Origin of the sequence: Pyrococcus horikoshii OT3, assembly GCF_000011105.1 — an archaeon.
Lineage (GTDB): Archaea > Methanobacteriota_B > Thermococci > Thermococcales > Thermococcaceae > Pyrococcus > Pyrococcus horikoshii.
This window is the reverse complement of the sequence record NC_000961.1, coordinates 405,387-427,191: the sequence shown is the minus strand read 5'-3', so window position 1 is coordinate 427,191 and position 21,805 is coordinate 405,387. Positions and strand designations below refer to the sequence as shown.

Sequence of the window (21,805 nt, the reverse complement as noted above, 5' to 3'; positions counted from 1 at the left end):
ATTCCTAATGAGAGAGAAGAGTTTCCCGAGAACAGAAAACCCAGAATGCAGTTTCTAGCGTAGTTATAAAAATAATAAAAAAACTAGAGATACCTCTCCTTAATCCACCTAACGAAGTATTCAGCGTTTACATCTTCACCTATAGCTTTCTTTAGTAGCTCCTTAGGTGGATAGATGCTGCCCCACCTGTGTATCTTTTCCCTGAGCCAGGACTTTATCGGTTCAAACTCACCTTTAGCAACCTTTTCTTCAAAGTCAGGGATATCCTTCTTTATGTGATAGTACAGTTGAGCTGAGAGTATCGTCCCTATGCTGTAGGTCGGGAAGTAGCCTATGCTTCCGTGGGCCCAGTGGATATCCTGAAGGATTCCCTCCCTATAGGTTTTAGGCCTTATCCCCAGCAACCTCTCCATCTCATCGTTCCACATCTCAGGGAGATCCTTAGCTTTGACATCCTCGCTTACCATCATCCTCTCGAGCTTGAACCTCAAGAGGACGTGGAAGTTGTAGGTTACTACATCGGCTTCCGTCCTTATGAAGTCAGGCCTGACCATGTTGAAGTAGAGGTAAACATCCTCCTGGGTGTACTTTTCCATGAAGGGTAAGTTTTCCTTGAGTACAGGGTATATAAACTCGACGAACTCTTTGCTTCTACCTATTATGTTCTCCCAGAACCTGGACTGGCTCTCATGAATTCCAAGGCTTACTCCACCAGCTATTGGAGTGAACATGAACCTTTCATCCTGCTGAAGCTCATATAGTGCATGACCGAACTCGTGAATCGTACTTAACAAAGCTCTCCTGAAATCAAAGCCCTCGTAACGGGTTGTTATTCTAACATCCCTTATTCCAAACTCCGTTGTAAACGGATGAGCCGAAACATCAAGTCTTGCTCTGGTGCCTAGAGGATAACCGAACTTCTCAAGTACCCAGAGGTTGACCTTCTCCATCCACTCCCTTTCATATTTCTCCTTCTCTAGCGGGTGTTCCCTTGGGACCTTATCTTCCTCTAGTATCTTCTCGAGCAAAGGTCTAAGCTCCTTCTCAAGAACATCAAACATCTTAACTACATCCCTAGTTCTAAGACCCTCTTCGTAAAGATCCAGTAAAGCGTCATAAGGCTCCTCTTCGTAACCTAGGTACTCCGCTGCCCTCTTTGCTAGGCTGATTATCTTATCCAGCCATGGCTCAAACTTCGAGAAGTCATCCTTAGCCTTGGCTTCCTCCCAAGCTTTTGTAGCCTTTGAAGTTGTTTCACTCACCTCCTTTAGGAATTCAGGCGGGAAGGACTTCATTATCCTTATCTGCCTATCAAGGACTCTAACAACTCCTCTTTCATATTCGTTTAGGTCTTCAATTCCTTTAGCCTTCTCAACTAGTTCAACGAACTCTGGTTTTAGCAACAGTTCCTGGGAAAGGACTGAGAGCTCTCCCTGGGCCACTGACCTCTCTAGTATTCCCTCCTTAGGCATGTTAACTTCAAGATCCCAACCTAGGACGCTCTGAGCATGCCCTAGAGCCCAAATTCTCCTATACTTTTGAAGGATCTCCTTAATTGTATCATTTCTAAAAACTTCCTCCATGGTTTCACCCGACTTTTCTAAATGCAACCTCCTTAAAACCGTTTCCATCGAAATCTAAAAGAAGGAAAAGGAAGAGGAAAATTTTTTACTTCACATATAAAATAGCAAAAAAGAGATTGCAAGCTGTTTCTGGTTAGCCGTGGTTTTTGTGGAGTTTGTAAATGTCATTACCTTTTTCTTTTGAAAGCCCAGTCCTTTAGAGCGGGAAGGAGGTCAGAAGTCGTGGCTTGGCTGGGTTCTATGGTCTTTCCCAAGTCAATAGCTAGCTTTAAGGGTTTCTTGAGCTCTTAAGGCCAGTTCTGCTGTGGGAAATTTACATATTAGTTCCTTATGTTAAGTCTTAGAAGCGCGGGGCTGTTCCATAGATAGAATCAAGCGAAACATTTGTTGACTTTTTTCGAAATTTTTTATAGTTTTGTCAGTAGTGAAGCAGTCTCTGACATGTGATCCGAATGCCTGAAGATGCGAGGAGTTACCGTTCCCCAAAGGTTCCATGATGAAGACGGGAGACTGAAAAGGTCAGTTATAACGACATTACACGACTAACCAGAACGGATAAAATCAGAGAATAGCACGAAGAAAAAGGTTTTCAAGTTCCTGCTTTCTCATCTACCCCTAACCTCTATTTTCTTGCCAAGTACTAGTTCAGCTGACTTAACGACTGCTCCTCCGTAGCCAACGGCTAGCCTGACCTCATCCTTCGGGACGTAAACTATTATCTTATCATCCTTGAACTCTATATCCAATATCTCTACCCTCAACATCTCCTTAAGCCTGCTATATATCTCATCCATTTTCATCACCTAATACTCGGGAACCCTTATCGGGGCTTGAAGCTCCTTTTCCGAGGATTCAAGGTTAGTTGCAAGATTCCTCAATCTCTCTACTCCCTTTATCTCCTTTATATATTCAACTACGCTTTTAGGAACTAAATCTTCCCAGGGTTCTCCCGCTATCATCCTCCTCCTTATCTCCGTCGCTGAGAGAATATCCTTCTTGAACATGGGCTGAACGACTACTTTATAACCCCTCTCCTTAAAGAGCTGGGCAACCAGTGAATTTCCAGTAAAGACTACGTGAAACCTCGGAACCATGCTCTCAACGTAGGGAACCCAAATTGCATTAAAGTTTATATCAGGTAGGGGGATTAGGTAATACCTTTTGTCGAAGCCGGCCTCTTCAAGGGCCCTTATGAGCATCTCCATCCTTTCACCGGTTGTAAAAGGATTCTTAAGCGTATGACTAGCCTGAGCGCTTCCAATACCTATTATAACCTCGTCTACTTGCGAAAACACGAATTCCAATGCTTTTATATGACCCTTATGAACGGGCTGGAACCTCCCAACGAAGAGTCCCCTTATCATAGCAACCTCACCCTTAGCTCATCCCCAACTTTAACGTTTAACCTTTCCGCTGCTGATCCCATATTAACTGCTATCTCAAGATAATCGTGACTGCCAGGAAGGGCTAACATCTCCCCTTTCTCAACTAGGCCGTAGGTCTCTAAATACGGAAGCCTTAAGTTAAAATCCAGAAGCTCAACGGTTCTAGGTTTTTCATAGTTTTCGAGATTCAAGATCACGTTGCCAAAGTCATCTATGTATATAACCTTTAGGATCCAAACGTCTCCCTCTTTCCTGGGTTCAACGTTCAGCTTTACGATACTATCCACTGGAATTTCCCTACCGAATTCCTCAGGATGAATACCCTTCTCTATTAATGCTCCCGCTGGTCCAAAGATATCCCTACCATGGAAAGTCGAACTTATCTCCCATCCCGTGAACTTCCTAATCTTATCTGGAATTATCTCATAAACGGATTTAACTTTAATATGCTTCAAAGGTAAAGTCGCTAACCCATTGTCAGGAACTACCAAGTACTGATCCCCTTCAATCACTATAGCCCTCCTTTCGGTTCCTACCCCAGGATCTATTACCCCAACGTGAACGGTTCCCTTAGGTGAGTACTTAACTACCTGCTCCATGACAAAGGAACCTTCTAAAATGGAATGCCTAGTCACAGAGTGAGTTACGTCAACTATCTTTGCATTCGGATTTATCCTTAGCATGGCAACCTTCATCTCCCCAACGTAAGGCCCCTTCAATCCGAAGTCGGTGGTTAAGGTTATCATTCAACCTCCCCATGCCTTAATAACCTGAATAAACTTTATTAACATTTTAACCTACAATCCTATGGTGAAGTTATGAAACATTTAAAGTTAATAGTGGTAATACTTGCAACACTTGCTTTAGGATGCTTGATAAAATCACCAGCTAGTGTTAAATTTGAAATCGACAGGACAACGATACCTCCCAGTGGGGTGTTCCACCTGATAGTCACCCTGAATAATACTGGAAAGGTTGGGATCGTCGATGCAAAGCTTGTCGTCGAGGGGGAGGAGTTCTTCATTGTCCAAAGCCCCAAATTAGAGCATCCAATAAAAGTTGGAGATTCTGCTAAGTTAATTTGGACGATAAAGGGGCCGAAAATTCCGGGAAATTATCACTTCAAAGCCTACCTTGACATAGTTGATGAACTCAATAGGGTTTGGAGAGGTATAACATACGAAACGACGATAAAAGTTTCGAGTGAGGAACTGAAGGATAGCGTCAACCTTAACTTGACGGTTCCTTCAAAGGTTCAGGGAGGAAAGATCATTATCGTGTCAGGAGAGATCGTGAATAATTTAACTGTTCCAGTCAATATAGTTAGTGCTGAAGTTAGCGCTGAGGATCTTGAAGTCATTGATAAGGAAGTTCCAAATAAGATAGATGCCAACTCCAAGGGAAAGGTGGTATTCAAGTTCAAAGTTCCTCCAAGGTATGAAAAGGTTAGAATGTACGTGATTATTGAATATGCATCCCTTCAGGTTTCTGGTAAGTTAATAGGGGAAAAAGATATTTTAATAGTTTGGAAACCCTGGGAACTCTCGCCGGAAGATGTGAAAGATATATACGGGAATTTGAGTGAATGGATATTCTACAATGATATCGTTGACGGATACTGGGAGTGGATGTACGGTTCAAAATCTAAAATAGAGAATAGGACGATGTTTAGGGAGAGCGTAGAAGATCTACTCTCCGTTGCGAATTCGGATGTTGAAGCAGCTAAAGCCGTTTACAATCACATAGTCACAAATTACGTCATAGAGAAGAGGAGGATCAAGACCCTTGATCCCCAGAAGATCATGGAATCCTCCTCAATATCACCTACAGAAGCAGAGATACTAATGGTTGCGTATTTAAGATCCCTCAACATCCCGGCAAGGATTGTAAGCGTATACAGCGAAACGGATTGTACCTATAGCCCGTTCGTAGAGGCCTACCTCTCGGGAAAGTGGTACGTTATCGACTTTAACCACATGTTCTTCGGAACCAGAGAAGAGTTCATAGCTACGAGGTGGTATCCAAAGATCTACCAGGAGATTACCGTATTTGGGAAATCGTTGGTAGCCTTAAAGCCCAGCCCCTCGGGTCATGCCCATGAGGATCTCACCAAAGAATACCTAAGTATAACTGAGAAAGCCCTATTTAACCATCTCTCAAAGAGCTTAGATCCATCAACTTTCTCTCAGGTTAGGATAATGCTTAATAGCATGAACAACGAAGATGAAAGGATATTCGCAATGTTCCTCTTCACATCCGCGAAACCCGAGGAAGCTAAGCAATTACTTGAGAAAGTCCATGTGAATGAACTTAAAAAGACGATAGATGCATTCTATAAATTCTACAGAGATATCCCCTGGGAAGAAGACTTTAGAATTTATTGGGAGAAGCTCATAAACCTCTACAGGTGATTAAGATGATAGTGGTGCTTAGACTCGGACACAGGCCGGAGAGGGATAAGAGGGTTACAACTCACGTTGCCTTAACCGCTAGGGCTTTTGGGGCCGATGGGATAATAATAGCATCTGAGGAGGATGAAAAGGTCAAGGAGAGCGTTGAAGATGTTGTAAAAAGATGGGGTGGGCCTTTCTTTATAGAGTTCAACAGAAATTGGAGGAAGGTTATGAAAGAATTTACAGGGGTAAAGGTTCATCTAACGATGTACGGTTTGCACGTTGATGATGTTATTGAAGAGCTAAAGGAGAAGCTCAAAAAAGGCGAAGACTTCATGATCATAGTTGGGGCCGAAAAGGTTCCAAGGGAAGTCTATGAACTAGCGGATTACAACGTTGCAATAGGAAATCAACCGCACAGTGAGGTTGCTGCATTAGCTGTACTCCTGGATAGACTCCTGGAAGGGAAAGGGTTGAAAAAAGAGTTTAAAGGGGCTAAGATCAAGATAGTGCCGCAGGCTAGAGGTAAGAAGGTCGTGGAGGTTCAAGGGTATGCTGAGCAAGATAAGGCCGAAGGTAAAGCAACCCCTGGAAAGAATTGGGAAAACTCTGGCTTCACTGGGGATAACCCCTAACCAATTAACCATTATAGGTTTCTTGATAACCCTCCTAGCTTCCTACGAATTTTACCTTCAAAATCAAATCTTAGCTGGAATAATACTAGCGGTTGGGGCTTTTCTAGATGCTTTAGACGGAGCACTAGCCAGGGCCACTGGGAAGGTTTCAAAGTTTGGTGGCTTCCTGGATTCAACGATTGACAGGCTTAGCGATGCCTCGATATTATTTGGAATAGCCCTGGGTGGATTGGTCAGGTGGGATGTAACTTTCTTAACTTTAATCGGCTCGTACATGGTTAGCTACTCAAGGTGCAGAGCGGAACTCGCCGGTTCAGGAACGTTAGCCATCGGAATTGCCGAAAGGGGTGAGAGGATAATAATAATATTCATAGCATCCCTATTCAATGCCGTTAAAATTGGAGTATACCTGGTAGCTATACTATCCTGGATAACGTTCATACAGAGGGTATATGAGGCAAAGAAAAGATTGGAAATGGGATGATGAAGTTTGCTACCCCTGAAGAATGATGAACCCTGCCGTTACTGACCATTTAGCTCGTCAACTATCTTAATTACCTCTCTCAAGTCGCTGACTATGAAGTCGCACTTATCCCAAAATTCTCTTTTTTCTCCCTTCCTATCTAAGAGTATTGACGTCATTCCGAGGTTCTTAGAGCCCCCGCAGTCTTTAACTGGGTTATCTCCGACGTAAACTGCTTCCTCTCCCTTTACACCAGCTTTCTTGAGGGCGAGCTCAAATATCCTGGGATGAGGCTTGAAGAAGCCCGCTTCCTCGCTCGTGGTTATCGAGTCGAAGAGATCCTTTATCCCCAGTGCATCTAAGTGGGCCATTAAGTACTCGGTATCCGAATCCGTTATCATGCCAACGTGATACTTTCCCTTTAAGCTCTTAAGTACCTCCACAACCTCGGGATAGAGCTCTCCATAACGCTGGTGCATCCTAAGGTGTATCTCCCAGAAGTTCTCAGGATACTTAAACCCATACTTCTCAGCTAGCTTTCTCATTACTTCCTCCTCAATATCCCTTATAGGCCTATAAGGCTTCCCAGCGTAGTTAGAGAAGGCTTCCCTAGTTAGCTTTTCGTACTCATCCAGGAGGGTCTTGGGATTTAAAGGATAGTCACCGAGAACTTCCTCCATGATTTTTAAGTGGGTTTTAGCCTCCCCTTCAACGCTTAAGAGGGTTCCAACGAAGTCAAAGAACACCGCCCTTATCATAGCACCACCAAGTGCAGAAATGTCAAGGAATATTAAACCCTTTTTATCGAGGATAGAAACTCCTCCCTCATTCTCCTTTCAAGAGGTTCATAATCCAAGTACTCCCATACGGTTCTCTCAATGAAGTTTAATCTTACCTCAGGATCGCGATCAAGTATTACCTTTCCCTTAATTGCACGATACCTGAAAGCTGGAGGTGCATCGTTGAGGACTCTAACGTCTACATCCTTTCCAATCATCCTCTCAAGTTCAACCGCTAAAGAGAGCTCGTACTCCAGGTAATCCCTAACGGAATCATCCACGTAGACTGCAATGTCAATATCCATAAAACCCTCGGTGACAAGGAAACTTCCGTGAAGATAAGCAAAGATTATTTCATGATGACCCTCTAAGGCCTTCCTTATCTTTTCCTCTATTTCCATTCTCAACGTATTCCATCACCTCTCTCAAAGTCCTCAAGGTCAGAGGTATATCCTTCATTATAATCTCATACACCACTTCATCATCAATTCTCCGGTATTGATGGAGAAGAATGTTTCTAAACTTCGCCATTTTTGAGAGATCATCTGCTAGCTCTCTTGATATTACACCGATCTTTGAGAGCTCTAAAAAGCACTCTGAATAACTTCCAGGTATCTTTCCACTTCTAACGACTATGTGATTACATATCGAGAAACAGGTATTTAGCTACATATTTAAGGTAAGAAGAAAGAAACTCATCTTTACCTTTCCCAACTATTTCCTTCCAGCTCGTTTAGGGTTGATATTATATCACTAACCTTTTCTCTCAATTAAATCCCTGTCGATCTCCACAGTTCCACCCCTAAATCCTCCAGTCAGTCCCCATTAATAAGCTGTAAGCCTCTAGCACCCTCTTAAGGTATTCCTTGGCCGTTCCGATCTTATCCTTTCTAAACTTCTCGGACCATTTCTCGTTACCGAATTCCTCACTTCCCTTTGAGACCAGGTCGATAACCCTCATGCTATCCCAGAAGACTGGAACGTAGCCAGCTTTCTTTGCGTAATCTATGAGCCTCCTGATCTGCTTCTTCGCATGCTCCTCCATATCTACGTTCTCACCATAAGCCTCCATGAATAGAGTTTTAAGGGTAGGCTTTAGCCACTTCCTATGGAATCTGCACCACCCAACGTTGTCGTACCAGAATTCCCAGAGGGCAGAGGATACTATCTTTTCAGCAAGCTCTTCTGGTTCCAGGAACGTTCCGAAGGCATAGAACGTCCAATACCTACCTTGAATTGGAAGCGGAATGTAGTTTCCAATAGCCCAGTACATTGTTGGATTTATCTCTCCATCCTCACCCAGAGGGGTATAAACAGCGTAATCCTTAAAGCTCTCCCCGTACTTTAGCCTATCCTTAAACTTCTCATCCAGTATTCTACTGGCTTTCCTCTTCCCAAGCCCAACTATCTTAGCAATTTCAGTCTTAGCAAACGCTACTGAGTGAGCTAACTCGGCAACTAGCTTAGCATTGTGCTCGCTGGTCCCCTCAGGATCGTTCATTAAATCTTCCTTACTGAACCTAGGCTTATCGCTTATTCCAACTTCCTCAGGCTTTAACAACCCCCTGTGAATGAGCTCAAATATCCATGCTGCAGTTCCTCCAAATTCTATCGCGTCGAAACCCATGGCATCAACCGCATGAACGCTAATATCACTTGCGTAAAGGGAGATACTACCGCTAAGCGGACCATTTGCTTCATATGGCTCGTATTCAACGTGGTGACCTCTCCTGTGCTTCTTACATACAGCGGGACATGGTTCACCGCACGTTGTCCAGTTCTTGGGCTCGATCGACTCTTTGTTGAAAGGTTCCCAATAGTACTTCATTATTAACTCATGCAACTTGATCCTATCCTCTTTCGGAATGTATGGCATCTGCCAGTTCAAAATTGGAACCAGTTCCCCCTCAGCGGGGTAGTTTCCACCAAAGGTTCCTCCAGTCCTAAGCTTTGGATTGTACCTATACTTCGTTGTTGCGCTTGTAACGACATCGTTGTAAGGCTTCTTGTGGACACCCTCAACTATCCTCTTAGCCGTTGACATATTGGTTATATCCTCCCCAGGGAACTTCTTCTTTCTCTTCTTCCCCCCAAATGCTATACCAACCACGTTGTGGGCCCTCAGCAGAACGCTACCCGTTCCTCCCCTTGCAGCCCAGTCCTCACTTCCAATGGCCCTCTTTCCGTTTCTTAGGGCCTGAGAAAAGACAGCTCCATAATTGGTATTCAACGAAGCTGGACCAACAACCGCAATCCTAAATTCCATCCCCTCAAACTCTGGAGAAAGGTTATCAAGGAGGTATTGGGTTAGAGCATAAACCCCCTCCTCTCCCTTATAACCTTTCCAGATCTCAATTACCTTTTCTAGCTCTATCTCATAAAAGCTTACGCTTACGTTTTCTCCATCGTTCTTCATTATCACAACTGTTGGTTTCTCTGATCTCCCATGTACCTCTACGAAGTCGACTCCAACATGCTGAAATTGATAGCTCGCTCCTCCCATGGTTGAGGGGAACAGAGTTCCATAAAGGGGAGATCTGTAGAAGAACACTAACCTATGAGATCCAGGTAACGCGGAGCCCGCAAATGGGCCCTTTCCGATTATCACTACGTTTCTTGGATCGTAAGGCTCAATCTCATAGGTTTTCAACTTATTATGGATGTGAATTCCATAGTCTATTATACCATACACCTCTGGAATGTCGACGTCTTCAAGCTTTACTTCCTTTTTTTCAACGTCTAGCTTTAATACCGAAAAGCGCATAGTGGATCACCCCCTCACCCACTACCAAGGGTGTAACTTTGCTTTCTTTAATTTAAAAATTTCACGGTTACTCTTTTGAATGCTAGAAGGGAGATCTAGGAACGAGTGAATCTAAGCAAACTTTTCAAGCCATAGACAGCGTATCCGTATAAGTGGAGGGAAAGGTAGAAGAGGGCCAAGAACCAGAGGACAACGGGGAAAAGCAGGGCCTCGATTAAGGAGCCTCCCTCCCAGATTACCGCTATCACCATGGTTATTACTTCGAACATCACGAAGGCTAAAAGGGGGAGATAACTACCCTCTAATAGGAAGATGAAGGGAAGTATCACATCTAGGAGGGCTATTACATCCCCAAGGAGTAGATTCAGAAGGTCATTCAGGTTATGGTGCTGAAGATCCCCCAAGAACCATCTCTTTCGTTGCCTCCATAGATCTCGAAGGGTGATAGGCATTCTAGTGTAGAGTTTAGCCTTCGGCGCGTAAACAACCCTTCCATACTTCTTTACAATCTTAGTCGTGGCGTAATCTTCAACTATACTACGCTGTATCCCACCGATCTTTTCGAGAACATCCCTTCTGAAAGCGGAAAGGGGACCGGGGGCTAAGCTTAAATTTTCAAGCTCCTTCCCTCTCCTATACATCGCAATTCTCAGGTGCTCTATATCCTGAACGAGCGTCATGAAGGATTCAACGATGACCCTTATTTGGCCCCCAACTGCAACAACATCATCGGAGTAAAACCTCTCAACTAACCTCCTAACTGCATCCTTGCTCATGAAAGAGTCCGCATCGGTAGTTACGATCACACTTCCCTTGGCGATTTTAAGACCCTCATTTATCGCCCCCGCTTTTCCCCTATGATCTATCTTCAGTACCTTAAGTCTATGATCTTTAATTTCCTTGGCCCTCTCGTACGTTCCATCCTCGCTCCCATCGTCCACAACTATTACCTCGCTAACTGGATAATCCTGAGAAAGAGCAGCTTTAATTGCTCTTTTTATGTTCTCCTCTTCATTATAAGCTGGGATTATTATGCTCACCTCAGGATCCCAAACCTTAGTCTTATACCCCCTCAGGATACCGAGGATGTATCTAAAAAAGAAGTATCCATCCCAAAGGAAAACAATCAGAAGGAGAAAGAACTCAACCTTCAATTCAAATCCCTGCCATTTAGGTTTGTTAAGCTTTGCTCTCTTCTAGAGGTAAAGTTGCACCTCCCTTATGCTCATGAAGGGTTTCACCACTAGGCGTTTCTTCCATCCATAACGGTAAGCTCTCCCTTACCCTCTTAATAAGTTCCCTCTTCTTCTCGCTCTCAACAAGGGCTACTTCAAGTACTTCATCTATTCTCTCGACCGGTATTATCTTAATTTTCTTCCTCTTATCCGGGCTCAAGAAGACATCCTTTTCGTTAGACTTCGGAATTATAACCGTCTTAATTCCAGCTTCGATTGCGGCCTCTATCTTCGGGGTAACGCCACCGACTGGGAGCACTTCACCACGTACGCTGAGGGAACCGGTCATTGCAACATCCTGCCTTACTGGAATTTCTTCCAGGGCCGAAATAACAGCGGTGGCAACACTTATGCTTGCTGAATCACCTTCAACCCCTTCGTAAGTTTGGAGGAACTGGACGTGTATGTCATACTTACTTATATCCTCTCCCTTGTACCTCTTTATTATTGCCGAAACGTTAAGGACTGCTTCCTTTGCTATCTCACCAAGCTTTCCTGTGACTATTATCTTACCCTCCTCCTTGCTAGCTGCCGGGGCCACTATAGCTTCTATTGGTAAAACTATACCGCTCTGCTCTCCGATTATTGCCAAACCGTTCACCCTTCCTATCTCACCACCCTCAACCCTTATTACCTGGTACTCCTTCTTCCTCTCTATGTACCAATCGGCCAGCTGCTTCTCCAATGGCTTGGCTAATTTCAATGCCTCAAGGACATCCTCTCTCGTTACGTACTTCTTCCCCTTTCTAACCGCTATATCTCCAGCGGCCCTTACAACTCCACCGAGATCCCTTAGCCTGAGCGTTAGGTGACCCTTCCTTCCGGCTCTCCTCTGGGCTTCCCTAACTATCTCTTCCACAGCATCCCTAGTGAAGTGTGGAATTCTACCGTCTTTTTTAACTTCCTGGGCCACGAACTGGACGAGCTTCCTCCTGTTCTCTGGGGTGTCGGGCATAGTTGTGCGCATGTATACTTCATAACCGTAACCCCTTATACGAGAACGCAAAGCCGGATGCATCTTCTCTATCGTGTCTAAATTCCCTGCGGCAACTAGTATGAAGTCGCATGGGACAGGTTCCGTTCTTACCATAGCTCCACTCGAAAGCTCGCTCTGACCAGTTATCGGGAACTTCTTTTCCTGCATAGCCGTTAGAAGGCTTTGTTGCATCTTGAGCGAGAGGGTAGCTATCTCATCTATGAATAGCACTCCCTTGTGAGCCCTGTGTATCATTCCAGGCTCAACCCTAAGGTGAGCTGGGGTTCCAAGACCTCCAGAGTTCTTAACGAATAAACCGTTAGCAAGGAGGTTCCCTGTCTCTGTAGTTACATTATAGGTAACATTCACAACCTCCCAGGTTTCTATGAAGCTTCTCCTCTCTCCCTTCTTGATCCTGTTGAAATGCTCTCTAAGTTCTTCAATTCTTCCAGCAAGACTTGACTCTGGAACAGCTGCTAGATAGCTTTCAACTTCCCTAAGGAACTTTTCTCTCTTTGCAGGAGAAAGGCTTATTGGAATGAACTCAAGGAAGTTAAGCACGTTGTCTATGGACTGGGAGAAGATAAGTCTAACCTTGTACTTGTCTCCCGTTTTGTCTACCCTAACCTTTGCCTTAATCCCAAAGAAGCTTAAATACCAAGCTATCTCCTCAAAGAACGGTAGCTTCTTCTCAACATCATCAGTAAGCTGGGCTATCTCGAAGGTCCCATTGAATTTTATGCCCTCTTCATAACGAGCAAACCTTGGCACACTTCCGTCACCACTGTAAAGGCCATCCATAAATGCCAGGAAAAGTGATGGCTTGAGCTTGATCCACCATGGAAGCTCAAGTTTAACTTTAGTCTTGTTACCAACGGGTGCACCAAGGGCCACAAAGAATCTTATAATCCTCCTATCCCACGTTCTAAAGAGAATACTTTTTCCTAAGCTCTCATGATTATCCCTAATTTCATAGTTAAACTCACCAAAGAGCTCTTTAAGCGTTTCTACAAAGCGTTCTATGGCCTTTCTCTCACTTGAAATAAAGCTTAATGTATTAAAATTCCTGTCGATGTTCCCATCACTAAAGAGAGCTCCCAAAATGATTGCCACTTTTTCAAGTCTACTATCTTCACTAGTTAGTGGAAGCAGATTAAGTTTCTCAAGTTCTTCTATCATTTTAAGTGAATTTGGTTTAGCTCCCTGAGTCCACCAGCGAAGTGTACTTTCCTTAATATTAAGCTCCTTTGCAGCTCTCTTGTAGCCGTTGCCAGTTTTCTCATAATATTTCTTCCAGCGGATATAATCATCAAACTTCCCATCTTCACCATAGGTACTAGCTATCTTAGGGCCATCGAGGATCACAAGTGGAACCCTTATTATTTCATCCTTCTCGGTAATTTCTCCCGCTTCTTTGAGACCTTCCGATGTGAATACTTTATGGTCAGGCGTTACCGCAAGCCAGTAATCCTTATCGAGGTTTACTATCTTCCTAAGCTTCTGCTTTCCTTCCCTCTTATTCACATAGAGGAGCTTCACGAATCCATCCTTGGTTAGTATTCTTACATCCTCTCCCCGGAGATCCTTATAGGTTACTTTAATGTCACCATCCATCCCCTCTCCAGAGGGTTCCTTAAGGGCATCCTCGACGAATTCCCTGAGCTTGACCACTTTCCTATCCTTCCCCTTCTCAACTATAATGACTTCTTCGCCACTAAAGCACTGGAATGGATCGTGCCTTACATCGCCAAGCAAAGCCCCAGCATGGGCTCCAGTTGCATCCACGAACGGTGCTCTCTTCCTTCCGGAGTTATCGACCAGTAACTTAGGAACCATTGCTTGGGTCTTGAACCTCATGTTAGCTGTGACCATTAAGGCTACGAGTATTACGAACACTCCAAGGAGGAGGGTGTTAGGATCTCCATGGCTCAAGAATACGGCCATTGCAACTATGAAGAACACGAAGAAGAGGAGATAGAATCTAACCCCCTCCTGCTCCTTAGCTTTCCTCCTGTACTCCTCAACTATCTTCCTTCCCTGGCCCGCTGGAACCGTTTTTATCCTGGGCATGTTCTCATCTTCTGGATTTGGAAAGACGAGGATATCCTCCAGCTCCTCTGTCGGTAGTAACTCAGCCATGGCTTGACCGAGCATTGATTTACCTGTTCCAGGCTCACCGATAAGCAGGACATGCCTCCTCTGCTTTGCAGCGGTTTTTATAACTTCAACCGCATGATCTTGACCTATAACCTGATCAATTAATCTCTCGGGAACGGGAATCTCCTCAGTAGTTTCAAACTCAATCCCTAAATCCATTCTCTCCTCATCCATCTCGCTCTCGCCACTTAACATTTTTATTCCAGTTTTATAAACTTCACCTACATGAGGGTTAAAATTCGTAGGGAACTGCTTGAATACTTACTGGAACTTGCAAAGTCGTTTTACCCCAGGGAAGTTGCAGGCTTCCTTAGGATGAAGGATGGAGTATTTGAGGAAGTACTCATAGTGCCAAAGGGATTCTTCGGGGAGAGTTCAGTTTACTTTGACCTAACTTTAATGCCCCACGATGAAAGCATAAAGGGAACCTTTCATTCGCATCCATCCCCATTTCCCTATCCCTCCGAAGGGGACCTCATGTTCTTCTCAAAGTTCGGTGGGATCCATATAATAGCGGCCTTTCCGTACGATGAGGATAGCGTCAAAGCCTTCGACAGTGAGGGGAGGGAAGTTGAGCTTGAGGTCATTGATTAAGCTTCTTTAAGCCACTAAGCCTCCTGCTCGCTATCCTAACTTCAGCTGTTCCCGGGGTTACGAGCTCGTAGAGGATCGCCTTCTCCTTTCCTGGGGCAGATCTCAGAATTCTACCTAACCTTTGGATGAGCTCCCTAGGAGAACCGGTTCCACTTATTATAACTCCAACGCTAGCATCTGGGACGTCTATTCCCTCATCTAGAACTTGACTACTGACAACGGCTTTATAAATACCCTTTCTGAACTTCTTCAATATTTCGCTCCTCTCCTTCTTATCCGTCTTATGGGTTATAGCAGGTATCAAAAACTTCCTGGAGATCTCGTAGACTAACTCGTTGTACCTCGTGAATATTATTATCTTCTCTCCCCTGTGCCTCTCAAGTATCTTCCTCAGTTCCTCAATTTTTCCTTTTGAGCCCAGGGCTATCTTTCTCGACTTCTCCAGGGCCCTTAGAGCTTTAAAGGCTTTATTATCCATTCCGGTCTTCATGACTATCCTTTGAAAATCTTCGAGACTCTTTATCTCGATTCCGCTTTCCTCAAGGTACCTCTTGAAGATTCCGTAGTATTTTTTGTACTCCTCCCTCTCCTCCCTGCTGAGTGGAACCTTTATCCTAACTATCTCGTAGGGAGCTAAGTAAGTCCCTATTAGCTCTCCTGGGCCCTTTTTGTAAACTACAGGCCCTATCAAATCCGGTAAGAGTTCATGTAAATTGTCAGATCTCTCTGGGAAAGCTGTAAGACCTAGCCTGTAAGGGGCAACGCTCATCTGGGCTATGTTCCTATAAGCTTCCGCTGGAAGGTGATGGCACTCGTCGAAGATTATTAGCATGAACTTATCCCCCAAGAGTTCAGCATTTATGTATGCCGAATCATAAGTCGTGACTGTTATTGGTTTGAGCTCCTTCTTCTTCCCAGAGAACTCCCCAACTTCACCAAAGATTGAAAGCCTCTCCTTCCACTGTTCAAGAAGGGCCAAAGTTGGAACAACGACTAGCGTTGAAACGGAGAGTCTCCTCATTATCTCCATGGCAATTATCGTCTTCCCGGATCCCGTGGGGAGGACTATTATCCCCCTCTTCTCCATCATCCACCTTTCAACGGCCTCCCTTTGATAATCCCTCAGCTCGAACTCAACATCCTCATAAAACGGAGAAGGAATAACATTGTCTAGAACGTGATCCTCGAAATCAACACCCTCTGATTTTAAAAACTCAACTATATCCCTGTATTTATACGCTAACGCCCTGTAGCAGTTACACCTCTCATCCCATCTTGCGAAGGGAACGTAAGAGCTACCTATGATCTTTATCGTTCCCCTGTCGTAGTACAGCTTCATCTTGACAAGGTTATTAAGGGGATTTTAAAAACTTCCTCCATGCTTCCCAGGGAACTCCTCGATGCCAGGAGGAGCAGAGGAAGAATTTACCTGAACTTCGCGAGCGATGAACATCTAAAGCTTGCCAAAGCAGTATTGATAGCCTTTAAATCAAGCATTGGACAAAGCTATGCTGAACTACAGGAAAAGCTAAGGCACTTAGAAACTGCAAGTAACTACAAGAAGGTTAGAGGCTTTGCCAAGATAATCGAGAGGGAGTGCAAGTTTTCCATGGCAACTAACTTAGATCCCTGGGAAGTTAGGAAGTTTCTCTTCGAGAGGGGATACGTGACGAGCGAGTTTGATAGGATTAAGGTGCTAAGGGAAGCAGCTGAACACTTTGGGGCTAGCATTGAGGAGATTGAGAGAGCAATATTCGCGGATAGGGAAGAGGAGAAAATACTGGAGGAAGTGCCGGAAATAAATCCAGAGGAGCTGATAAAGAGGTACAACCTTTCGTTACTTCAAACCTTGATGTTCGAAGCCGTAAGGCTAACCTTCAAGGTTTCTTCAAACTACAAGGAGATATTAAGGGGAGTGAAGAAGCTCGGCCTGATGTACGAGGTAATCGATGAAGGGATAGAGGTTACCGGGCCAGCTTCCCTTCTAAAGCTCACCAGGAAGTATGGAACTTCAATCGCTAAACTTATACCCGGGATAGTTAAAGCTGAGGAGTGGTGGATGAGAGCGGAGGTAGTTGAAGACAAGAGGATTTACATCTTTGAACTCTCGAGCGAAGAAAGCGTAATGCTTCCTAAGATTATGGAAAGGATCGAGTATTCCTCCTCGCTCGAGAGGGAGTTTGCAAGCAAGATAAAGAGGATCCTGGGGGTCGATGTTATATACGAGCCGGAAATAATCAAAGTTGGTAATTATGCCTACATCCCAGATTTCTTGATAAAGAAAGGGAATAAGAAGGTTTACGTTGAGATAGTCGGCTTCTGGACGAGGGATTATTTAAAGAGAAAGCTTGAGAAGATATCAAAGGCTAAGATTCAAATGTTACTCATAGTTAACGACGAGCTATTCGCGGAGAAGGCCTCAAGGTTCAGCGGAAAGGAAGTCTTGCTCATGAAGAAGGGGAAGATCCCCTATAAGGATGTCATAATGAAGATCAAGGAGATGCTCAAATCTTAGGTTGCATGATTCCCCTCTTCTTTAGCTCTTCATACGCTTTCCTAAGGACTTCCCTGATCTTGTACCTCTTGTTCAATCCACCCAACTTCATTGCCGCTTTTCTAAGGCTACCCTCCTTGAGGAAGAGCTTTAGAAGGGCTACCTCCTCAAAGCTAAGGTTATCTAGATGTTCCAAAGCTAGTTCCGCTATCTCGATGGGATTGTTCCCTTCATATGGATAATCAGCCGAGAGTATCGGCTTATCGAGAACGCTGAGCATCTCGAACTCCACTATGGTAGCTGGGGAATCGGGTTTAACGAACTTGTAGTGCTCCCTTAAAGCTTCAAGAAGTTCTTCTCTGCTTTTAAACCCATCTTTCCTCGCATCTTCATCCGTAAGCTCAGAAACCTTCTTCGTAGTTACCCTAGTTATCCTAGCCTTTCCAAGGACGTAACCTCCAGCATGGATCAAAACTTCCTCTCCCGGCTTTAGATTAACCTTCCTTCCGAGCCTTATGGTGGCTTTCTTCTTCCCCGATATTATGTCATCCTTGTACCTACCGTCAAACTTAAGATTCTTCACTTCCTTTCCCTCCCCAGGAGCTTGAATTTTATCGCTATGACGCCATAGCGATTTTCCTTCCACTTCGGGTAGAGGTTGTGAAACCTCCTTAAGGCCCTCTCAAAGCTAGGTTCATCTGGAAATATCTTATCTATCGGTTCCTCCCTGAGTACCTGCCTAAAGGTTTCGTAGTGCTTCACCTCTATAACTTCGGCCGGAACCTCATCGTTAAATATTATCTTATCCCCTCTCTTCATCCCCTTAAGCTGGGGATAAGCAACTCTAACCTCTATCCTCTTCTTCCCGCTCTTAACCATCTCCAGGTACTCATCCCTAAGGTAGAGCCTGTAAACTTTCATCACATCGAAATTATGGGTTGAGTTTAAAAACTCTAGGCAAGGCCTGAAACCTTAAGGATTAACCACCAAAGTACATCGCCGAAGAAGTAACTAGTCAAGAAGCCCAGGAAGAGTGCGGGAGCAAAAGGCATGGCTTTCCTAACGAGGAATTTATTTTCAAGCTTACCTTCATTAACTAGATTTTTCAGCCTTTCTATCTGTTCCTCAGTTAATCCCTCAACGCTGAACCCAGCTACCTCTTCACCCTTAACCTGATCGTACCTTTCCCCTCTTAGAAGCTTTGAAAGCTTGTCGAAGAAGTCAGATCTATCCCTAACTACTCCACTTCCAGTTAAAACTATCCTCTCTCCAAGAACGTCTCCAGGTTTAAGCTCTTCAACTACCTTCTCATCTATCAGGACTTCCCTCCTTAAGGCCTTAACCGAGGACCAGAGGAGCTTGAAGGTGTACACTATCGCGAAGAGCTTCACGAAATATATTAGATACTCAATCCCCAGGAGGTAAAGGCCATATGCGAGGGAAGCAATTCCAGCTATGTCCCCGACTATTCTAAACTTACCGAACAGTAAAATTATCAAAAAAGCCAAGATTAGCGTTATTATCCTGGGAATAGGTAGATAGATACTTACTAAGGCAAAGAGGATTGCGGCGAAGTTTAACCAAAGGGTAACTTCAACTACGGCTCCCAACCCTTCCTTGAAGAGGACTAAAATGCTTCTAAACTTCCCCTTAACGGCTAGACCTATCAAGGAGTAAATGAGTATAAGGGGAAATATCAGGAGGATCGAGTTGAAAAGGATGCTTAGGGAATTAAGTGGGAGATATAGGGAATAGGGAGGCGCATACTTAGCCTTCGCTGGAGCGAAGGGGAGCAAAGCTGAATAAGCTCCAAGGATTATTACATCACCACTCGCCCATCCTCCGGTATAGTAGAGGAAGTAACCTATAGCGAAACCAACAACTAATCCAATGAAGGGGGAAAGAGCTTGAATTAAATTATCACCCTTCACCCCCAGGAATAAATTATAAAGGATCCCGAGTTCGACTATGGGAATGTAAGGACCCTTACTCTCGTATTCACAACCTTTCCTTTTGCACCACCACTTTGAGAGAATGGAAATAGTTGGAAAGAAGTGCTCCTCATATATATAGCTAGTTTTCACATCGGTGTAGGAAGTGAGAATACCGACTATGGTGCCGAGGATCAATGGAATCACTCAACCACCTCCTTAAAGGTTCTCGAGAAGCTTTTCCCTAATGACCTTTACGTACTCCCCGACGGAAGTGTTCAGTGTTCTAAATGTATCGATAACTACCTTAAACACTATCGCGATCAGCAATAGAACCGCGGCCAACATGAAGAGGTATTCGATAGCAGTCTGAGATCTCCTCATCCCCATCCTAGGGGAGTTCGCACTAAATCGATATAAGGCTTTTGGAAGTTCATTTACTTGGGGATAGGGATGAAGCTCATAAAGCAGGGTGCAGAGGCAAAGATCTATCTAGCGGATTTTTCCGAGCTTTACTTTGATTACCCCCTTAAGGTTATCGTGAAGGAGAGGATTAAGAAGAGGTACAGGATTCCTGAGATAGATATCAAGCTGAGGAGGGAGAGGACGATTAGGGAAGCAAGGATTTTGCATAAAGCCAAGGAACTCGGAGTTAACGTTCCCTACGTTTTTGAGGTTGACACTAAGAACATGATAATAGTCATGGAGTACATAGAAGGGGAGAGGCTCAAGGAGCTCCTCGAGAGGGTAAGTATGGAGGAGAGGCTTAAGATATGCAGGGAGGTTGGAAGGCTAATAGGAAGGTTACACGAGGGAGGAATAGTTCACGGGGACTTAACAACCTCTAACATGATCATGAGGAATGGAAAAATATACTTCATAGACTTCGGCCTCGCCGAGTTCGACGATACCCTAGAGGCCCAGGGTGTAGATCTGCATTTACTAAAGAGGGCCATGGAGAGCACACACTACAAATGGTTCGAGGAGGGATTCAAGGAAGTGCTAAATGGATATGAGGAGGTTAGGGGAAGGGAGAAGAGGGTTGAGATTGAGGAGAAAATAAGGGAGATAGAGCTTAGAGGAAGGTACAGGGAAAGGAAATGGATCACTTGATCTCCTTAACCTTTGCCTCATGATCCTTGCTTAACTTGAACTTTCCTATATGCTCCATGAGAACATCAACCAATCTGTCAAGTTCCTTGACACTTTCTTTAAGCTCCTGAAGGGCACTACTCTGTTCCTCCGCTGCAGCGCTAACCTCTTCAGCTGCTGCCGTTGTCTCCTCAGCACTAGCGGCTAAGTTTTCAAGGAACTTAAGTCCTTCCTCAATCTTTTCTCCTTCCTGTATAACCTTCTCCCTAAGCTCGGAAGCTTTAGCTTCCATCTCCTCCATCATCTCAGCTACCTGAGTCAGATAATTCACGCTCTCCTTTATTACCTCAGTAGAGGTGCCCACAACTTCTGCACCTTGCTTAGTTACTTCAACGCTCTCACTTATCTTATCACCTATCTGCTTGATTAACTCCCTAATGTCCTCGGCAGCTTTCTTGCTTTCCTCAGCTAATTTCCTAATCTCATCCGCAACAACAGCAAATCCCTTTCCAGCTTCACCTGCTCTAGCAGCTTCTATTGCAGCGTTTAATGCTAGCAAGTTAGTTTGCTCAGCTATGCTACTTATAACGTTCGTTATGTTCTCAATGTTCTTACCCATGTCTGCAACTCCCCTAACGGTTTCTTCTATCATCTGCATCATCCTGCTTATTTCCTCTATTTGGGTTGCAGCCATCCTCCCCTTCTCTCCACCTTCCTTAGCTAGCTGGGCCATCTCCCTCATGGAGGCCTCGAACTCCTCCATGGTTGAAACCGTCTCCTTGCTTATGTCATTGATGTACCTCATGGTCTCGGTCATCTTGCTTATGTTCTCCTGCTCCCTCTGGGCCTCTGCACTTACCTGATTTATTGCTTCGGCAACCTGAGCGACTGCTTCAGCAATCTGTTCTATATTATCCTTCATAACCTTCGCGTGATTTTTCACGTCTATGGCGGCATTCTTTACGTTGAGAACTAGCCCACTTATAGATTGTCTAAGCTTTTCTATTCCTTCCCTTATCTTAGCAAGTTCACCGCTTATCTCACTGTCTTCAACGCTTAAATCACCGTGAGCTATCCTTTCAAGGATCACTGAAATTTCCTCAATCCTCTTCTCAAGGTTCTTCTTGTACTCCTCAAGCTCCATGGGGAGCTCTGCCTTACCCTCAGTTCTGTAGTTTATATAGGAGGCTATTCCTAAGCCAATCACTCCCCCTATCACGGCCCCCGGAAGGCTATCAATTGCCGCTGGCACTATCGTGAAGAGAAATGGCAAGATTGGAGTAATAACTGACACCTTCATTTTCCTATCACCCCAGGATGATCT

At 44.4% G+C, this 21,805-nt stretch carries 22 protein-coding genes and 1 other RNA gene; 7 read left to right on the top strand and 16 right to left on the bottom strand.

The window, feature by feature from the left end; all coding sequences use genetic code 11:
- Positions 1 to 83 precede the first annotated feature (83 nt).
- The 4 genes from PH_RS02190 to PH_RS02175 form a co-directional block, all read right to left on the bottom strand.
- Positions 84 to 1,583 carry a carboxypeptidase M32 gene (locus PH_RS02190; protein WP_048053135.1) on the bottom strand — a complete coding sequence of 500 codons (1,500 nt, stop codon included), beginning with the start codon at positions 1,581 to 1,583 and terminating at the stop codon, positions 84 to 86.
- Positions 1,584 to 2,188: 605 nt separating this feature from the next.
- Entirely contained in the window at positions 2,189 to 2,377 is a 189-nt protein-coding gene (locus PH_RS02185) for a transcription elongation factor NusA (protein WP_048053134.1), read from the bottom strand.
- 9 nt (positions 2,378 to 2,386) lie between these two features.
- On the bottom strand, positions 2,387 to 2,947 hold the full coding sequence (locus PH_RS02180; protein ID WP_010884571.1) for a nicotinamide-nucleotide adenylyltransferase: 561 nt from the start codon (positions 2,945 to 2,947) through the stop codon (positions 2,387 to 2,389).
- Complete coding sequence (locus PH_RS02175; protein WP_010884570.1) at positions 2,944 to 3,714, bottom strand: SAM hydrolase/SAM-dependent halogenase family protein; 771 nt, start codon at positions 3,712 to 3,714, stop codon at positions 2,944 to 2,946. Before PH_RS02175 ends, PH_RS02180 begins: the two co-directional genes overlap by 4 nt.
- A gap of 72 nt (positions 3,715 to 3,786) precedes the next feature.
- Between PH_RS02175 and PH_RS02170 the strand changes: the two genes are divergently transcribed.
- The 4 genes from PH_RS02170 (at position 3,787) to PH_RS09550 (ending at position 6,528) form a co-directional block, all read left to right on the top strand.
- Positions 3,787 to 5,379, top strand: a complete 1,593-nt coding sequence (locus tag PH_RS02170; RefSeq protein WP_010884569.1) for a transglutaminase domain-containing protein — start codon at positions 3,787 to 3,789, stop codon at positions 5,377 to 5,379.
- Between the two features lie 5 nt (positions 5,380 to 5,384).
- Entirely contained in the window at positions 5,385 to 5,996 is a 612-nt protein-coding gene (locus tag PH_RS02165; RefSeq protein ID WP_048053133.1) for a tRNA (cytidine(56)-2'-O)-methyltransferase, read from the top strand.
- Positions 5,914 to 6,480, top strand: a complete 567-nt coding sequence (gene pgsA, locus PH_RS02160; RefSeq protein ID WP_010884567.1) for an archaetidylinositol phosphate synthase — start codon at positions 5,914 to 5,916, stop codon at positions 6,478 to 6,480. The genes PH_RS02165 and pgsA overlap by 83 nt, the downstream gene beginning before the upstream one ends.
- An RNA gene (locus PH_RS09550) (C/D box small nucleolar RNA) lies at positions 6,473 to 6,528 on the top strand. Before pgsA ends, PH_RS09550 begins: the two co-directional genes overlap by 8 nt.
- On the opposite strand, the gene PH_RS02155 is transcribed toward PH_RS09550, so the two are convergent.
- The 6 genes from PH_RS02155 to lonB all read right to left on the bottom strand — a co-directional run bounded on the left by PH_RS02155 (position 6,519) and on the right by lonB (position 14,565).
- Positions 6,519 to 7,217 (bottom strand): TIGR02253 family HAD-type hydrolase, encoded by a 699-nt coding sequence (locus PH_RS02155; protein ID WP_010884566.1) that lies wholly within the window; start codon positions 7,215 to 7,217, stop codon positions 6,519 to 6,521. The two genes, PH_RS09550 and PH_RS02155, sit on opposite strands and share 10 nt — an antisense overlap.
- Positions 7,218 to 7,249: 32 nt before the next feature.
- A complete protein-coding gene (locus tag PH_RS02150) occupies positions 7,250 to 7,639 on the bottom strand; it encodes a type VII toxin-antitoxin system MntA family adenylyltransferase antitoxin (protein WP_010884565.1) in 390 nt (129 codons plus the stop codon).
- Positions 7,593 to 7,853, bottom strand: a complete 261-nt coding sequence (locus tag PH_RS10100) for a type VII toxin-antitoxin system HepT family RNase toxin (protein WP_394295106.1) — start codon at positions 7,851 to 7,853, stop codon at positions 7,593 to 7,595. The genes PH_RS02150 and PH_RS10100 overlap by 47 nt, the downstream gene beginning before the upstream one ends.
- 187 nt (positions 7,854 to 8,040) lie before the next feature.
- Entirely contained in the window at positions 8,041 to 10,002 is a 1,962-nt protein-coding gene (gene gor, locus PH_RS02145) for a glyceraldehyde-3-phosphate:ferredoxin oxidoreductase (RefSeq protein ID WP_010884563.1), read from the bottom strand.
- Positions 10,003 to 10,097: 95 nt separating this feature from the next.
- The gene (locus PH_RS02140) at positions 10,098 to 11,156 is read right to left on the bottom strand and encodes a glycosyltransferase (RefSeq protein WP_048053132.1); all 1,059 of its coding nucleotides are present in this window, start codon (positions 11,154 to 11,156) and stop codon (positions 10,098 to 10,100) included.
- 25 nt (positions 11,157 to 11,181) lie between these two features.
- Complete coding sequence (gene lonB, locus PH_RS02135; RefSeq protein ID WP_010884561.1) at positions 11,182 to 14,565, bottom strand: ATP-dependent protease LonB; 3,384 nt, start codon at positions 14,563 to 14,565, stop codon at positions 11,182 to 11,184.
- 30 nt (positions 14,566 to 14,595) lie between these two features.
- On the opposite strand from lonB, the gene PH_RS02130 reads away from it, so the two are divergent.
- Entirely contained in the window at positions 14,596 to 14,964 is a 369-nt protein-coding gene (locus tag PH_RS02130) for a Mov34/MPN/PAD-1 family protein (protein ID WP_010884560.1), read from the top strand.
- Here PH_RS02130 and PH_RS02125 read toward each other — a convergent pair.
- Positions 14,954 to 16,303 carry a DEAD/DEAH box helicase family protein gene (locus PH_RS02125; RefSeq protein WP_010884559.1) on the bottom strand — a complete coding sequence of 450 codons (1,350 nt, stop codon included), beginning with the start codon at positions 16,301 to 16,303 and terminating at the stop codon, positions 14,954 to 14,956. The two genes, PH_RS02130 and PH_RS02125, sit on opposite strands and share 11 nt — an antisense overlap.
- Positions 16,304 to 16,342: 39 nt before the next feature.
- Between PH_RS02125 and PH_RS02120 the strand changes: the two genes are divergently transcribed.
- The gene (locus tag PH_RS02120) at positions 16,343 to 17,479 is read left to right on the top strand and encodes a DUF790 family protein (RefSeq protein ID WP_010884558.1); all 1,137 of its coding nucleotides are present in this window, start codon (positions 16,343 to 16,345) and stop codon (positions 17,477 to 17,479) included.
- Here PH_RS02120 and PH_RS02115 read toward each other — a convergent pair.
- The 4 genes from PH_RS02115 to PH_RS09860 are packed head-to-tail and all read right to left on the bottom strand — an operon-like array spanning position 17,469 to position 19,779.
- Entirely contained in the window at positions 17,469 to 18,041 is a 573-nt protein-coding gene (locus PH_RS02115) for an ASCH domain-containing protein (protein WP_010884557.1), read from the bottom strand. The genes PH_RS02120 and PH_RS02115 overlap by 11 nt on opposite strands.
- Entirely contained in the window at positions 18,038 to 18,379 is a 342-nt protein-coding gene (locus PH_RS02110) for an ASCH domain-containing protein (protein WP_048053131.1), read from the bottom strand. Before PH_RS02110 ends, PH_RS02115 begins: the two co-directional genes overlap by 4 nt.
- A 32-nt stretch (positions 18,380 to 18,411) precedes the next feature.
- On the bottom strand, positions 18,412 to 19,596 hold the full coding sequence (locus PH_RS02105; RefSeq protein ID WP_010884555.1) for an A24 family peptidase C-terminal domain-containing protein: 1,185 nt from the start codon (positions 19,594 to 19,596) through the stop codon (positions 18,412 to 18,414).
- A 12-nt stretch (positions 19,597 to 19,608) separates the two neighbouring features.
- Entirely contained in the window at positions 19,609 to 19,779 is a 171-nt protein-coding gene (locus PH_RS09860) for a hypothetical protein (protein ID WP_173026562.1), read from the bottom strand.
- 63 nt (positions 19,780 to 19,842) lie between these two features.
- On the opposite strand from PH_RS09860, the gene PH_RS02100 reads away from it, so the two are divergent.
- On the top strand, positions 19,843 to 20,502 hold the full coding sequence (locus tag PH_RS02100; RefSeq protein WP_010884554.1) for a Kae1-associated kinase Bud32: 660 nt from the start codon (positions 19,843 to 19,845) through the stop codon (positions 20,500 to 20,502).
- Here the strand turns inward: PH_RS02100 and PH_RS02095 are convergent.
- Positions 20,495 to 21,781, bottom strand: coding sequence for a methyl-accepting chemotaxis protein (locus PH_RS02095; protein ID WP_010884553.1), 1,287 nt, complete (start codon positions 21,779 to 21,781; stop codon positions 20,495 to 20,497). The genes PH_RS02100 and PH_RS02095 overlap by 8 nt on opposite strands.
- Between the last annotated feature and the right edge of the window lie 24 nt (positions 21,782 to 21,805).

Coding starts and splice junctions, on each gene's coding strand:
- PH_RS02190 (WP_048053135.1), bottom strand. CDS start 1,583: ATGGAGGAAGTTTTTAGAAATGATACAATTAAGGAGATCCTTCAAAAG.
- PH_RS02185 (WP_048053134.1), bottom strand. CDS start 2,377: ATGGATGAGATATATAGCAGGCTTAAGGAGATGTTGAGGGTAGAGATA.
- PH_RS02180 (WP_010884571.1), bottom strand. CDS start 2,947: ATGATAAGGGGACTCTTCGTTGGGAGGTTCCAGCCCGTTCATAAGGGT.
- PH_RS02175 (WP_010884570.1), bottom strand. CDS start 3,714: ATGATAACCTTAACCACCGACTTCGGATTGAAGGGGCCTTACGTTGGG.
- PH_RS02170 (WP_010884569.1), top strand. CDS start 3,787: ATGAAACATTTAAAGTTAATAGTGGTAATACTTGCAACACTTGCTTTA.
- PH_RS02165 (WP_048053133.1), top strand. CDS start 5,385: ATGATAGTGGTGCTTAGACTCGGACACAGGCCGGAGAGGGATAAGAGG.
- pgsA (WP_010884567.1), top strand. CDS start 5,914: ATGCTGAGCAAGATAAGGCCGAAGGTAAAGCAACCCCTGGAAAGAATT.
- PH_RS02155 (WP_010884566.1), bottom strand. CDS start 7,217: ATGATAAGGGCGGTGTTCTTTGACTTCGTTGGAACCCTCTTAAGCGTT.
- PH_RS02150 (WP_010884565.1), bottom strand. CDS start 7,639: ATGGAAATAGAGGAAAAGATAAGGAAGGCCTTAGAGGGTCATCATGAA.
- gor (WP_010884563.1), bottom strand. CDS start 10,002: ATGCGCTTTTCGGTATTAAAGCTAGACGTTGAAAAAAAGGAAGTAAAG.
- lonB (WP_010884561.1), bottom strand. CDS start 14,565: ATGTTAAGTGGCGAGAGCGAGATGGATGAGGAGAGAATGGATTTAGGG.
- PH_RS02130 (WP_010884560.1), top strand. CDS start 14,596: ATGAGGGTTAAAATTCGTAGGGAACTGCTTGAATACTTACTGGAACTT.
- PH_RS02125 (WP_010884559.1), bottom strand. CDS start 16,303: ATGAAGCTGTACTACGACAGGGGAACGATAAAGATCATAGGTAGCTCT.
- PH_RS02120 (WP_010884558.1), top strand. CDS start 16,343: ATGCTTCCCAGGGAACTCCTCGATGCCAGGAGGAGCAGAGGAAGAATT.
- PH_RS02110 (WP_048053131.1), bottom strand. CDS start 18,379: ATGAAAGTTTACAGGCTCTACCTTAGGGATGAGTACCTGGAGATGGTT.
- PH_RS09860 (WP_173026562.1), bottom strand. CDS start 19,779: ATGGGGATGAGGAGATCTCAGACTGCTATCGAATACCTCTTCATGTTG.
- PH_RS02100 (WP_010884554.1), top strand. CDS start 19,843: ATGAAGCTCATAAAGCAGGGTGCAGAGGCAAAGATCTATCTAGCGGAT.
- PH_RS02095 (WP_010884553.1), bottom strand. CDS start 21,781: ATGAAGGTGTCAGTTATTACTCCAATCTTGCCATTTCTCTTCACGATA.